General features: G+C 31.6%; 15 protein-coding genes. 13 read left to right on the top strand and 2 right to left on the bottom strand.

The annotated features are described in order from the left end of the window. Positions 1–82: 82 nt before the first annotated feature. The 7 genes from CAB05_RS10595 to CAB05_RS10625 all read left to right on the top strand — a co-directional run bounded on the left by CAB05_RS10595 (position 83) and on the right by CAB05_RS10625 (position 6857). Entirely contained in the window at positions 83–778 is a 696-nt protein-coding gene (locus CAB05_RS10595) for a response regulator transcription factor (protein WP_087999808.1), read from the top strand. After that, positions 775–2238, top strand: coding sequence for a sensor histidine kinase (locus CAB05_RS10600; RefSeq protein ID WP_087999809.1), 1464 nt, complete (start codon positions 775–777; stop codon positions 2236–2238). Before CAB05_RS10595 ends, CAB05_RS10600 begins: the two co-directional genes overlap by 4 nt. Positions 2239–2328: 90 nt before the next feature. Then, the gene (locus tag CAB05_RS10605; protein ID WP_087999810.1) at positions 2329–3375 is read left to right on the top strand and encodes a TolB-like translocation protein; all 1047 of its coding nucleotides are present in this window, start codon (positions 2329–2331) and stop codon (positions 3373–3375) included. A 169-nt stretch (positions 3376–3544) separates the two neighbouring features. Beyond that, the gene (locus CAB05_RS10610; RefSeq protein WP_235821429.1) at positions 3545–4747 is read left to right on the top strand and encodes a CapA family protein; all 1203 of its coding nucleotides are present in this window, start codon (positions 3545–3547) and stop codon (positions 4745–4747) included. A 651-nt stretch (positions 4748–5398) separates the two neighbouring features. Continuing rightward, positions 5399–5689 (top strand): hypothetical protein, encoded by a 291-nt coding sequence (locus CAB05_RS10615; protein ID WP_087999811.1) that lies wholly within the window; start codon positions 5399–5401, stop codon positions 5687–5689. A 171-nt stretch (positions 5690–5860) separates the two neighbouring features. Continuing rightward, a complete protein-coding gene (locus CAB05_RS10620; RefSeq protein WP_087999812.1) occupies positions 5861–6289 on the top strand; it encodes an NUDIX hydrolase in 429 nt (142 codons plus the stop codon). Positions 6290–6314: 25 nt separating this feature from the next. Beyond that, entirely contained in the window at positions 6315–6857 is a 543-nt protein-coding gene (locus CAB05_RS10625) for a histidine phosphatase family protein (RefSeq protein ID WP_087999813.1), read from the top strand. Positions 6858–6997: 140 nt separating this feature from the next. Here CAB05_RS10625 and CAB05_RS10630 read toward each other — a convergent pair whose 3' ends face one another. Beyond that, positions 6998–7645, bottom strand: a complete 648-nt coding sequence (locus tag CAB05_RS10630; protein WP_087999814.1) for an HAD hydrolase-like protein — start codon at positions 7643–7645, stop codon at positions 6998–7000. A gap of 264 nt (positions 7646–7909) precedes the next feature. Here CAB05_RS10630 and CAB05_RS10635 point away from each other — a divergent pair, with 264 nt between their 5' ends. The 6 genes from CAB05_RS10635 (at position 7910) to CAB05_RS10660 (ending at position 12819) form a co-directional block, all read left to right on the top strand. Continuing rightward, positions 7910–8335 carry an SRPBCC family protein gene (locus tag CAB05_RS10635; RefSeq protein WP_087999815.1) on the top strand — a complete coding sequence of 142 codons (426 nt, stop codon included), beginning with the start codon at positions 7910–7912 and terminating at the stop codon, positions 8333–8335. Further along, the gene (locus CAB05_RS10640) at positions 8335–8703 is read left to right on the top strand and encodes an ArsR/SmtB family transcription factor (protein WP_087999816.1); all 369 of its coding nucleotides are present in this window, start codon (positions 8335–8337) and stop codon (positions 8701–8703) included. The genes CAB05_RS10635 and CAB05_RS10640 overlap by 1 nt, the downstream gene beginning before the upstream one ends. A 135-nt stretch (positions 8704–8838) precedes the next feature. Continuing rightward, positions 8839–9999: an MFS transporter gene (locus CAB05_RS10645; RefSeq protein ID WP_087999817.1), complete on the top strand. Its 1161-nt coding sequence runs from the start codon at positions 8839–8841 to the stop codon at positions 9997–9999. Between the two features lie 171 nt (positions 10000–10170). Next, a complete protein-coding gene (locus CAB05_RS10650) occupies positions 10171–11871 on the top strand; it encodes a methyl-accepting chemotaxis protein (RefSeq protein WP_087999818.1) in 1701 nt (566 codons plus the stop codon). A 129-nt stretch (positions 11872–12000) separates the two neighbouring features. Beyond that, positions 12001–12327 carry an antibiotic biosynthesis monooxygenase family protein gene (locus CAB05_RS10655; protein ID WP_088000401.1) on the top strand — a complete coding sequence of 109 codons (327 nt, stop codon included), beginning with the start codon at positions 12001–12003 and terminating at the stop codon, positions 12325–12327. A 123-nt stretch (positions 12328–12450) separates the two neighbouring features. Beyond that, a complete protein-coding gene (locus CAB05_RS10660) occupies positions 12451–12819 on the top strand; it encodes a hypothetical protein (protein WP_087999819.1) in 369 nt (122 codons plus the stop codon). Between the two features lie 260 nt (positions 12820–13079). Here the strand turns inward: CAB05_RS10660 and CAB05_RS10665 are convergent, their stop codons facing one another. Further along, on the bottom strand, positions 13080–13235 hold the full coding sequence (locus tag CAB05_RS10665; protein WP_087999820.1) for a DUF1540 domain-containing protein: 156 nt from the start codon (positions 13233–13235) through the stop codon (positions 13080–13082). Positions 13236–13285: the final 50 nt, after the last annotated feature.

Consider the following 13285-nt stretch of genomic DNA (forward strand, 5'->3'; position numbering starts at 1 on the left):
TTAAGGATAAAATAATTTAAAAATGAATGAGTGAAAGAAATTTGTAAGAACACTAAATATAAAAATGGATTTAGGTGAGCGTATGCAAGAAAAAATTTTAATTGTGGATGATGAAAAAAGTATTTTAGATCCATTATCATATGCCTTCAAAAGAGAAGGGTTTATCGTCGAGACTGCAGTTAATGGGATCGATGCATTATCAAAAGTTCCTATATTCAAACCAGACATTATGATATCAGATATCATGATGCCAGAAATGAATGGTTTAGATTTATGTAAACAAATTGAAAATAAAGATGGAATGGGGATTATTTTACTGACTGCAAAAGATGATATTATTGATAGAGTTTTAGGGTTAGAATTTGGTGCTGACGATTATATAACAAAACCGTTTGATATCAGGGAATTACTTGCAAGAACAAGGTCATTATTAAGGAGATTGAAAAAATCATCCCATATAGAAGAACAGAAAATTAAAGTAATCACAATTCAAGAGCTTATGATCAATCTTGAACAAAGAAAAGTGAGTATCAGTGGAATTTCAATTGAATTAACTCCGAAAGAATTTGATTTATTAGCATTACTAGCTACAAATATAGAGCGTATTTTTCGACGTGATGATTTACTAGATTTAGTATGGGGAATTGAATACATTGGTGGTACACGAACTGTTGATATTCATATTCAACGATTACGTAAGAAGCTTGGTAAGGAGCACCAACATTTCATTCAAACTGTATTTGGTATTGGTTATAAAATGTCAGGGGAAATAAAATGAGGTCTAGTATTAAAGTTAAATCAAGTTTATTTTTAGCCATTCTACTAATTGGTACTGTATTTGGACTAAGCTTACTTATACTACAAGGAATCCATGAAAATCAAAAAAAGCAAACAGAAGATATGCTAGCTCAGCAAAGTAAACTTGCAAACGTATATGTCAAACAAGTGTATCTTAGTCAAACTTCTGAAAATCCAAATGATTTTTTTAAACGTTACGGTTTTGAAATTGCTAGACAAATCGGGATAATCAGTAGTTTACATGTTACGATTTATAATATGTCTGGAAACATTGTTGGGGACTCACTACCCCTAGAGACTACAACAAATAAAGACATTGAAGATACACTTCAATATGGCTTAAAAGGCAAAACAGTATATCAGGAAGCTAATGAAATACTCAATTATTTCGCACCTATTTATAATACGAATAAACAGATTGGTGTTGTTCAATTTGACTATTCATTAACTAAGAATAATGAGTTTTATAATGAGATCATTAAGCTGTTTATTAAAATTGGCATGATCATCATTTTCCTAAGTTTTATCATTGGATATTTTTTCTTCAATTCACTTGTTAATAATATATTAAAGCTTAGAAAAGTAACTGAGGAAATAAAATCTGGACAATATCCTAATCGTTCAATTTTAAATCGAAATGATGAGTTAGGTTATTTAAGCCAAGCAATTTATTTTATGAGTAATGAAATTCAAAAAAATATTAAGGGAATGCAACAAGAAAAAGATAATCTACAATTGGCAGTTGATAAACTGGAAATCTTAGAGCAACAGCAAAAACATTTTATTGGTTCAATTACTCATGAGTTTAAAACGCCTCTAACTGTCATTAGAGCTTACATTGATTTGTTGGATATGTATGCTGATGATCCCAAATTAATTGAAGAAGCAAAAGAAAATATTGGGAAGGAATCCCATCGCCTTTATGAAATGGTAGAGAAGATTTTAAAATTAGCTGAATTAGAAAAATATGATTTTGAATTAAATAAAGAAAGTATTGATGTAAAAGAGCTTTTAGAAGATTATTGTCAACGTATGAAAGGAAAAATCAAAAAATTCGGATTAACAATTCAAACTAGTTTTCTACCCGCTATTATTAATATCGATAAAGAAAGTTTCACATTAATTTTTATGAATCTATTGGATAACGCAATTAAATATAACAAAACTAATGGTAACATCATCGTTTCAAATGAAATTAAAAATAATCGTGTATTAATTAGTATTAGAGACACTGGGATTGGGATACCTACTAGTGTGATTGATAAAATTTTTGAACCATTTTATACAGTTAATAAAGACCGTTCACGCCTTTCAGGTGGTTCAGGATTAGGGCTAGCTTTAACGAAAGATTTGATTGAAAAACAAAATGGAACGATTACCGTTGAATCACATGAGGGAGTTGGCTCGAACTTTGTCATTTCATTTCCTAAAATAGATTAACTAAATTTACAATTTGGAAACAACTAATGCCCTAAATTGAAACATCAAATGCATATCATACAAATGGTAAGAGATAAGGAGAGTGGTAAGGTGGATATAAAAAAGTGGTATAGATTGATTTTGATCGCTGCATCTTGTTCTTTTATCTTAACTAGTTGTGGATTGCAAAATGAGAATGATAATGTAGTCATTGAAAAGAAAAATAAAAAAATTACTGTACTTACCAAAAATGAAGAAGTTGTTACCAATGAACTTGCGTTAGAAAAAATAGACAGATATGAAGGTATTCGAGGAACGGATTGGCTTAACGAAGATTCAATCTTAATAGAACAAAAAAATACTCAAATGCCAAAAACCGCAATGACTGATGATGGACAGTACGATTATCATGTAAATTTATTTAGTTATGATTTAATGAGTAAAACAGCTAATGTAATATCTGGTGAAGAAAGTGGACAAATAGGTGCAACTATTTCGCCCGATAAAATGCATATATTTTATAAACAATCGATCGATGGAACCACTGGGACAGGATATATTATAAATCTCGAAAGTAAGAAAAAAGTAAAAGTAACTGATGTAGATAAAATCTTTGCATTTTCAACTGAGGGTAGATGGATCAACAATGAAACAATCATCTTTCCAACCATTGACCAACAAATGTATAGTGCAGATGTTAATGGTGAAGTAACGAAAATAGATTCGAATAAAGATGTAATAAATGTCTTAAAAAAGAAATTTGGTGGATTAAGAGTTGAATGGGTTATACCGTCACCGAATCATAAGAAATTTGTCGTTGTAAGGAAAATATCTCAAACAAAAAGAGAACTACTTATTACGGATGTAAGTGGTAAAAAAACTGTTTCTTTAGCTAAAGGTACCCAAATATTTGGATCAAGCTGGTCTCCGAATTCAAAAACGATCGCATTTTCCGTTATTTCTGAAGATAAAGGGGAGCGGGGATTATTTGTTATAGATGTGAATACGAAGAAGATTACTCAACTCTCTACTGACTTAGACGAAATTTCAGGGCCAATAACTTGGAGTCCATCAGGTAAGAAATTACTCGTCTCAAAAGTAATCACGAAAAATAATAAAAATGAATTTGTTGCGTATGTTTTATCTTTGAAAAATTAGAATAACATTAGTTTCTAATAAAGTGAGTGACAAATAGGCTCACTTTCTTTTTTTTACAAAATTTTTAAAAGATGTTTTAATATAGTTAACACATTATTTAATTATTTAAAATATTTTAAAAATATCCTACGGTGAAATTCTTTAATACTAGTATAAGGAGATTTATGATATGAGGAGCAAAAATAGCAATCCGAGGAGAAGCAAGAATAAAAAATTTGTAGTTTGGATGATGATTTTAGCTCTATTTGGATGTATTACGATTATTAGTCATTATGTATATTCAACCATAGTAAATCACCATGAGAGTCTTACAGAAAATAAAGAAGATATAAAATCAAGTGAAGATAAAAGTCCTGTAAAAAAACCAGAAAATAAATCAGATGACAAACCAATTGTTAAACCGCCAGTAAAGAAACCAGAAGTAAAACCAGTGACAGAAACAACAATAAAAGTAAGTGCAGCCGGTGATTTTACAATTGGAACAGATGAAAATTTTTATTTTACTGGTTCATTTGTGGACGAGGCTAATAAGCATGGCTTAGACCATTTTGTTAAAAGATTGGATAATATTTTTAAACAAGATGATTTTACGACGGTCAATTTAGAAACAGCACTTACAAAAGCAACAAAGAAAGCAGTGAAAAAGTTCCGTTTTAAGGGGGACCCTTCATACGCGAAAATATTGACTTTTGGAGGAATTGAAGCTGTCAATCTAGCAAATAACCATAGTCACGATTATTTGCAAAAAGGTTATGAAGATACAATTAATTCATTACAAAAGCAGAAGATTGGTTATTTTGGTTACAATGATTCGTATGTAACAACTGTAAAAGGAATAAAAATTGGAGCACTCGGTTATGAAGGATGGAATGATTCACCTGAGTTGCGAGTTAAAATAAACAATGACATACAACGATTGCGGAAAGCTGGAGCCAAGATTGTACTCATTAACTTCCATTGGGGGATTGAAAGAGTATATGTTCCAAATCAAACGCAGAAAAATTTAGCCCATTATGCAATTGATCATGGTGCAGATCTAATTGTTGGTCATCATCCTCATGTAGTTCAAGGAATTGAAGAGTATAAAGGAAAATTCATAGCCTATAGTTTAGGAAATTTTATGTTTGGTGGGAATAAAAATCCAAGTGATAAAGATACATTCGTTTTCCAACAAACATTCCATTTCAAAAATAACACTTTAACAAATCAAAAACAGATTAAAGTAGTACCATTTTCAGTTTCATCTGTTTCTTACCGAAATAATTATCAACCAATGTTATTAAAAGGGTCAGAAGCAAAAAGAGTTAAAAATAAGATCATTCAAGTGTCAAATAAAATTAACGGGTCTGCTTGGACAAAATATGAAAAATAATAAAAAAGCATTTCTTCTTGGGAGGAATGCTTTTCTTTATTTTACACTGTAAATTTATAGAGTGATTTTTAAAAGTCTGCTTTGTGTAAACTTTGTTTTTAAATAAGGTCAATTATGGTTTTGTTTTTTTAGCAGTAGTCTTGTGTGTATTATATTAACACTCTTCTTCATTAATATTCACTTCTAAAAGATTTGTATTTTTGTTCTTTAAAAAGACACTGAAGATACAGGGTATGATTGGAGCGGAAGGTACTCGACTCCTGTGGGAGTTGCGGGACAGGTAAGACCCCGGAGGCGCGCCGAGGAGGCTCACCGCACGCCCCACGGAAAGCGAGGTATCCTAAGAGTGGAAATCGATGAGTGTCCCACACATTGAGATTCGAATATTACAAAACTGTTTTATTTAGCCCGTTCTTAAAGACTATGAGTGTATATCAATAGATTATCATGTGACGAAAGATATAGTTTTAACTGTTTCTTAAATGGGTTAATTTGTATTTACAAAATAAAGATTAGTAGTAGAAGTAGGTATTCTTTCTTAAAAATGTATTGCATCTTATTTTAAGAAGGATTTTGGTAAATTTATAGAGAATCAAAGTTATTACCAGTAAAGGTTAGAGGATTACCAAATAAAATATAGGAGGAATAAGAATGGATTTACAATTTATTGCTTTCCTTAGTTTTATTTTCGTATCACTTATTTTATCAGTTTGGTTAGAGGTCAAAATGCAAAAGAATACAAATAGTATTTTGGCAACTATGTCGATTGCATTTAATATCAATTTACTTGTACTAGGTAGTGGGAGTATATGGTTATTATTAAATGCAGATTATGGCTTTAATATTTTTTCAGGTGTATATACATTAATCGTTGCTTTCATTGGTATTTTCTTGATTAATATTTTGGTTATGTTTTTCTTAAGACAACGGACTGTTGAATAAACTCTACTTTTATAGAAATTGGATGAGCATTACTTCTTTTAAAGGAGTAATGCTTTTTACTTGGCTGTTTTCGTACCCAATCTATTAGAATAGAGACTTTTAATTTGGTTAAAGAGGAATTCGGATATAGTACATAGAAATTACTTAAATTGTTATAACGGAGGGATTTTTATGTTTATCGTAAATGTTGAAGCTGCAATCAACCATGAAGGCAAATGGTTAGTTATAGAAAGAAGTCAGAAAGAAGAACATGCAGGTGGAATGCTTTCATTAGTTGGAGGAACAGTTGAACTAGGACAACAACCAGTAGAAATTTTAGAGAGCAATCTTAAGCGTGAAGTGCTTGAAGAAGTAGATGTTGAAATAAAAAATGTAAATTATCTATATAGTTCTGCATTTGTAACAGACAAAAATGAACATGTTTTGAATATTGTATTTTTATGTGAATATAAGTCAGGCATTGCTTACCCAAAAAGTCCTGATGAGGTAGAAGATGTAAAATGGATGTCATCAGATCAAATAGAACGACACAGTAAAGCGCCTGTTTACTTAAAAGAAAGTATTAAACAAGCCGAATTAAAAATAAGTTTGACTAGGTAGAATCAATTTGTAGGAGAGAGTATGTATGAAGAAAATATATATTGTTAGACATTGTGAAGCAACTGGACAACCACCTGAATCAAGCCTTACTCAAAAGGGTTTAGAACAGTCTCAAGAGCTAAGTCATTTTTTTTCGAATATACTTGTTGATCGTATTATTTCCAGTCCTTTTTTAAGAGCAGTTCAATCCATTCAACCAACGCTAAACCATAAACAAATACAGTTAGAACTTGATCATCGGTTGGCTGAACGAGTTTTAACTTCAGAGGTATATCCAGATTGGCTTAGAAGATTAGAAGAAACTTATTCTGATTTAGAACTTAAGTTTAAAGGTGGAGAATCAAGTAAAGAAGCGATTGAGAGAGTTCTTTCGTTAGTTAAAGAAATCATCAATCATGAAAGTGAGCATACTATTATTGTTACTCATGGTAACTTAATGTCATTATTGCTGATGCATTTTGATTCAGAGTTCGGCTTTGAACAATGGAGAATGCTTAGCAATCCAGACGTATATGAGCTGAGTATTGATACTCAACATACTGAGTTTAAACGGATTTGGAATGGATGAAAGGTAGAATGTTAAACAAATAATTGTGAATAAGCGGAGGATGCGAGCCCAATTGGCTGCACTATAAACGCGTCCAAGAGCTGGAATCAACAATAGTAAGAGCCTATCATAATGATAGGCTCTTTTTTAGTCATTTATTCCTATTTCATAATTGACTTTATTTCAAGTAAATCATTAATAATAAAATCTGCATGTGCAAGCTCAGCTTCTTGTGCAAAATCAAATCGACAACCGATAGCTGTTAAGGAATTTTTTTTTGCAGATTGAATGTCTGATAGTCGATCACCTACAACAAAACCTTCTATCAAATGATACTTTTTAAGAATCATTTCAGCTAAAAGTGATTTATCTAGTGACTCGATTTGCTGAATGCTAAAAATCTCTGTGACATATTGATTTAATTTGTAATAGTTTACGATGGATTGTAAATACTCAGTTTGGCCATTACTCGCAATGAAAATTAAATAATCTTGATCTAATAACAGTTCAAAAGTTTTAATTACGTTTGAATATAATGCGCCTTTACCTAATTGTATGTTCTGGATTAAGCGCTGATGGAAAAATGCATTCGCGTGCTCTCTAATTTCATAAGAATGTTGCGGTAATAAGGTTTCCCAAACAACAGGTAAAGGTACGCCCATAATTTCGTTATATTGATTTATAGGTGTAATGCTGTCCCACAATTTTTGTTGCCGTAAGTACTCAAAGACATCTTCGAGAGAAGTAGCTAAAATTTTTTGCGTTTGGAATAAAGTGCCATCCATATCAAATATTGCTGCTCGTTTCATAAAAAATATCCCCCAATTTTTAATTTGATTTAATGGTAGCATATTTGATTTTATAGTAGGTAAACACATTTTAACGTTGAGTCTTATAAGAATTGAGTGAAAAAGCGATTTGTAGTCAAATGGATTGTTTGATGTTTTTATTGATAGAAATAAGATAGTTGGCAAAAATAGTTGTGAAAATATTGTTGACATGAAACCAAAAGGTTTTATATAATTCGATATGTAACCAAAAGGTTTTATATTAATTGAAAGAGGGATTGAATTATGAGCGTTCAAAATCAAGTAGAAGATATTATACAAACAGTCGTTTACAATGCACCAATTCAAAAAGTATGGAATTTTGTTTCAACTGCAGAAGGTATTTCATCATGGTTTATGCCGAATGATTTTCAACCGGTTGTTGGACATGAGTTTCACTTACAGTCACAATTCGGACCATCTCCTTGTAAAGTATTAGAAGTAGATGAACCAAATAAAATTACTTTTACATGGGATCTTGATGGTTGGTTTGTTTCATTTCTATTAAAAGAAGTTGGAGACAAAACTGAATTCACATTAATTCACGGTGGTTGGAAACCAGCGGATGAAATCTTACCTAAACCACAACAAAAAAGTGGAGAAATTCGCGAGCGCATGAATGGCGGATGGGTTGGCTTAGTTGCAAGACTTAAAGAAGTTGTTGAGAAATAGTGTCTACTTCCCCACAAAAATATGATGTGTTCCAAGCAATAGCTGATCCAACTAGAAGAGAAGTTCTTAGATTACTTGCGAATAAAGAGTTACCGATTTCTGAGATATCAAGTAATTTTACGATGAGTCGAACAGCAATTGCTAAACATCTGCATATACTTTCTGAAGCTGAGCTTGTAACTGATCGGAAGGTTGGAAGAGAAAGAAGATATACTTTACAACCTGAAGCTTTTCGTGAATTGAAACAATGGTTAGCATATTATGATCAGTTTTGGTCTAATAAATTATCAATTCTCCAACATCTTGTCGAAAACAATGAAGAGAATAGTATTAGAGTTGTACCGACGAAAGATGATAAAGATTTGTAAATAGTTTTGTGTATAAAAGACGAGCCTAATAATGGGTTCGTTTTTTTTAAATAGACTTTTGTATTGTTAACGTTATAATAATATAATGTGGCAAAAATCAAAGGAATAGAAAGCTCATATTTGAGAGGTATTGAAATGCATAAAGGTATTTATATTTTAGCAATCGCTACGTTTGTAGCTGGAACAGTAGAATTTATTATTACAGGTTTATTGGCAATGATTGCAGGTGATTTACATGTATCTGTAGGAATCGTTGGCCAATTAGTTTCGATCTTCTCTTTAGTTTTTGCTATTGGAGCACCTGTATTTATTGCGATTACATCAAAAGTGGAGCGACGAAAGTTATTACTAATTGCAATGACCGTATTCTTCATTGGAAATGTTTTATCAATCGTCAGTCCTAACTTTACTATTTTATTAATAGCTCGAATCATTCTTGCAGCAAGTTGTTCAGTTGTCATTGTCGTTTCAATTACTACTGCAGCGAATATCGTGTCTAATGAAATTAGAGGGAGAGCAATCGGCGTTATTTTTATGGGAATCAGTTCTTCATTAGTGTTTGGAGTTCCTTTAGGCACATTAATTGGAGAGCATTATGGTTGGAGAATGACTTTTGCTTTAGTTGGCGTTTTAAGTTTATTATCAATGCTAGGGATTATTAAGTTTCTTCCAAAGGTGAATCCACAGCCTTCAATTCCATTAATAAAACAAATCGCTACATTAAAAAATAAACGCATTTTATCAATTCAGTTAATCTCATTTTTACAATTAACTGGTCATTTTACAATATACACTTACTTAACTCCATTTCTGCAAAGTACGATGGGATTATCTACAAAAATGATTAGTATCTCATTACTGATTTTTGGGGTAGCTGGTATTTTAGGCGGTTGGATTGGCGGATGGTCTACAGATCGGTTTGGAGGACCTAAAACGATTTTAATCTTATTAGGATTGTTAGCAATTTCAATCTTATTACTTCCGATTGCAACTAATTCTATTATCAGTTTAATGATAATCCTTTGTTTGTGGGGCTGTTTTTCTTGGTCTCTTAGCCCAAGCATTCAGGATAGTCTTGCGAAAGCAGCGAAGGATACAGCAGATATCCAGGTAGGACTAAATAATTCCTTTTCACATATCGGAATCGCATTAGGATCTAGTTTAGGTGGGATTCTGATAAATGAATATACTGCAAGGACGAATGCAGTAGTGGGAGGCATAATTGTCATTTTAGCATTGGTCTCAGCTGCCTATTCATTTTCTCTAAATAGTAGAACAGTGGCAAAAACGAATTAGGTATAATTGCATAAAGAAGGATAAAAGCGATGCATAAATGTATCGCTTTTTTTATTTTATTTGTCGATTTATATTTTTAAATACCTATTAAACAACTAAATTCTTTAGTGAAAATGGCCGATAAAATGGATATCAAATATAAAAAATTGTTATCTCTGGGGGGAGCATCCATTGAAATGGACGATAGGTAAAAAATTATTTACTACATCAGTGTTAATCATGTTAATCATGGTTACACTAAGTGCTTTTTCATTAAGAAATACTTATACACTAAACAATAATACACAGCAATTAAGTAAAACCGTGCTACCAAAAGTATCACTTATAGGTGATATTAATTATTATACTGAACATGTTATGACATTAACTCAAAATCATTTACTAAGTGAAGATCAAGCAACAAAAGATGGATACGAAAATAAAATAACTGAAACGACAGCCGCATTAGATGATTCGTTTCAAAAATATGGAAAGTTAATCGAAAGTGACGATGAGAAAAACTACTATAATCAATTAAAGGACAGATGGACGATTTTTCTTAATAAGAAGGATAAAGTGATCAGTGAAAGCAATGGAAATAATAAAGAAGAGGCTAATCAAACGTTTAGAGATGGCGTCCTTCTTTTTGAAAAGATGCAAGGCGATTTAGATGCATTAACAAAGCTAAATAGCCAAGTTTCAGAAAAGATAACGATCGAGAGTGATGAGCAATCTAAAAATGCTTTAAATATCAACATTTACATCGTTATTGGTTCGATAATTTTTACAATCGCTATTACATATTTATTAGTTCGAAGTATCAGAAGACCTTTAATCTTATTATCTAGTCAGGTAAAAGAAGTAGCTGACGGTAATCTAGGAATAGACCCAATTCACATTAAAAATAAAGATGAAATTGGTGAGCTTGCAAATCATGTCAATGCAATGACAGAGAATTTAAAAGGCTTAATAGAAAATGTTATGTACAACTCTCAGCTAGTAGCTGCGACATCTGAAGAACTTTCAGCAAGTGCTGAAGAGACAAGTCGAGCATCTGAACAGATTACAAGCTCTATAATATATATTGCTGATGGTGCAGAAAAACAAGAAAAAAGTACACATGAAGCGTATTCAGTTGTAAAAGAAATTTCAATTGGAATGGAACAAGCTGCTTCCTCTATTCAAACAGTAGCTGAAAATTCACAATCAACTTCAGAAAAAGCTATATATGGAAATAAGGTTTTAGATAAAACAGTAAATCAAATGAACATGATTCACCGAACAGTTAATCATACGTCTGAAATTGTAAACTCATTAGGTGAAAAGTCAGATGAAATTGGTAAAATCGTAACGATCATTACTGAGATTTCAGAGCAAACAAATTTACTGGCTTTAAATGCTGCAATTGAAGCTGCTAGAGCTGGTGAGCAAGGAAAAGGGTTTGCTGTAGTTGCAGATGAAGTTAAGAAATTGGCAACTCAATCAAGAAATGCAGCAGGACAAATATCTCAGCTAGTGGATATTATTCAATTTGAAGTTAACAAAGTTATTGTTTCAATGGAAGAAGGTTCTTCTGAAATTAAAGATGGTATAAATCTTGTAACTGAGTCAGGTGAAAACTTTAAACAAATCGTGAAAATGATCGAAGAAGTTTCTTCGCAAACGGAGGAAGTATCTGCAATTTTTGAAGAAATTAACGCAAGCTCTCAAAGTATCATTCAAATTGTAGAAATGACTTCTACGATTTCTGTTGAAGCTTCGAGCCAATCTCAAAGTGTTGCAGCAGCAGCTGAGCAACAAAATGCATCTATGGAAGAAATGGCTGCGTCTGCAGATATTTTAAGTAAAATGGCAGAGGAATTACAGGATACTGTTAAAGGATTTAAGATCTAGGTCTGTCATAAAGATAAATTTTTTAATAAGCCATCATATATGATGGCTTATTTTTTAGTATGTCTATTCACTGGTAATCATATATGATTATGATAACGAAATTATCTTTAAAGGAGGTTATTAGTGGTTATGAGTTCATTTGCAAAAACACCAAATCCACCTTATTATGCAGTCATTTTTGTTTCTAAAAGAACAAAAGGTGATAATGGTTATGGAAAGATGTCTGATAAAATGGTTGAACTGGCGAGTAAACAAAATGGATTTTTAGGTGTTGAAAGTGCACGAGACGAGGGACTAGGGGTAACAGTGTCTTATTGGGATTCGCTTGAGTCCATTAAAAGTTGGAAGGAACATATGACGCATAAAATTGCCCAGGAACGTGGCAAAAAAGAATGGTATGAGTCTTATTCATTAAGAGTATGTAAGGTCGAGCGAGATTCGTTTTTTGAAATGTAGACTATGTTTAAGGAAGAAATTAGTTCAGGTTTTATGATAAAGAATGTGTATTAACCTTTAATATATCTTAATCAATCCGATAAATTAAATAAGAGATAAGAGCATTTAAAGGGGAGAAAGAATTTGATCCTACAAGAATTAATTACAAATATAAACAAAAGTGTTGAAAGTTTGGAACTATCGATTGCAAGAAAGTATATTGAAGAAAACATTGAAATACTTAGAGAAAATAAAACGCTTTTGAATAGTAATGCTCGTGAATTATTAACTTTTATAGCAAACAGAAGAGATGATGGTTATGAGCAATTAACAAGAAGAGAATTGTTGGTTATTCAAGCTATCAATACAAGTGCAAACAAATTTGATTTGCGTGAATTAAAAAGAATTATTTCAGATAATTCAATGTTATTAGTAAGAAAAGATGCATTAGACTTTTTAAATGCAGATGCAAAAGTGATTTTAGAAGGTATGAAAGCCATTAATCAATCGTAATCTTTCCTGAGCCATTATAAAATGGCTTTTTTTGTTCTTTATTTTTCGTATATGTAATAAAAATCTGAAACAACTTTGATCTTTTTGGAATAACTGTAAATCAGCAATCATTATGTATTCAGCCACTTTTATCAATAATTAAGGGAAAGTAAATGTAAAAAAATAAATTAAATGGAAAGTATTTGAATGAAAATGATAGTTATTATCAATACTATATAATAAAGAAAGGGTAACCATCTAGTCGGTTACCCAAGTCTTCATTAAACTTCTGGAGCAAATGTTTTACAATCTGTTTCCTCAGTATTTGATGCTTGTTTCCCTTTATGACTCACAACATAAATAGCATCTGCACTACATTTGTTACCAGAAGCCCAGAATTTACAATTGTTAACTTCGCAAAGTACATCTTGTGCCATTATTTAGACACCTCCTTTATTGTTATGATTAACATTATATAGACGATTGA

It is taken from the genome of Gottfriedia solisilvae, from assembly GCF_002128405.1.
Lineage (GTDB): Bacteria > Bacillota > Bacilli > Bacillales > Bacillaceae_G > Gottfriedia > Gottfriedia solisilvae.

Excerpts from the sequence above, each read along its gene's own strand:
- CAB05_RS10625 (WP_087999813.1), top strand. The coding sequence starts at position 6,315 with ATGAAGAAAATATATATTGTTAGACATTGTGAAGCAACTGGACAACCA.
- CAB05_RS10600 (WP_087999809.1), top strand. The coding sequence starts at position 775 with ATGAGGTCTAGTATTAAAGTTAAATCAAGTTTATTTTTAGCCATTCTA.
- CAB05_RS10665 (WP_087999820.1), bottom strand. The coding sequence starts at position 13,235 with ATGGCACAAGATGTACTTTGCGAAGTTAACAATTGTAAATTCTGGGCT.
- CAB05_RS10615 (WP_087999811.1), top strand. The coding sequence starts at position 5,399 with ATGGATTTACAATTTATTGCTTTCCTTAGTTTTATTTTCGTATCACTT.
- CAB05_RS10655 (WP_088000401.1), top strand. The coding sequence starts at position 12,001 with ATGAGTTCATTTGCAAAAACACCAAATCCACCTTATTATGCAGTCATT.
- CAB05_RS10635 (WP_087999815.1), top strand. The coding sequence starts at position 7,910 with ATGAGCGTTCAAAATCAAGTAGAAGATATTATACAAACAGTCGTTTAC.
- CAB05_RS10595 (WP_087999808.1), top strand. The coding sequence starts at position 83 with ATGCAAGAAAAAATTTTAATTGTGGATGATGAAAAAAGTATTTTAGAT.
- CAB05_RS10620 (WP_087999812.1), top strand. The coding sequence starts at position 5,861 with ATGTTTATCGTAAATGTTGAAGCTGCAATCAACCATGAAGGCAAATGG.
- CAB05_RS10610 (WP_235821429.1), top strand. The coding sequence starts at position 3,545 with ATGAGGAGCAAAAATAGCAATCCGAGGAGAAGCAAGAATAAAAAATTT.
- CAB05_RS10630 (WP_087999814.1), bottom strand. The coding sequence starts at position 7,645 with ATGAAACGAGCAGCAATATTTGATATGGATGGCACTTTATTCCAAACG.
- CAB05_RS10645 (WP_087999817.1), top strand. The coding sequence starts at position 8,839 with ATGCATAAAGGTATTTATATTTTAGCAATCGCTACGTTTGTAGCTGGA.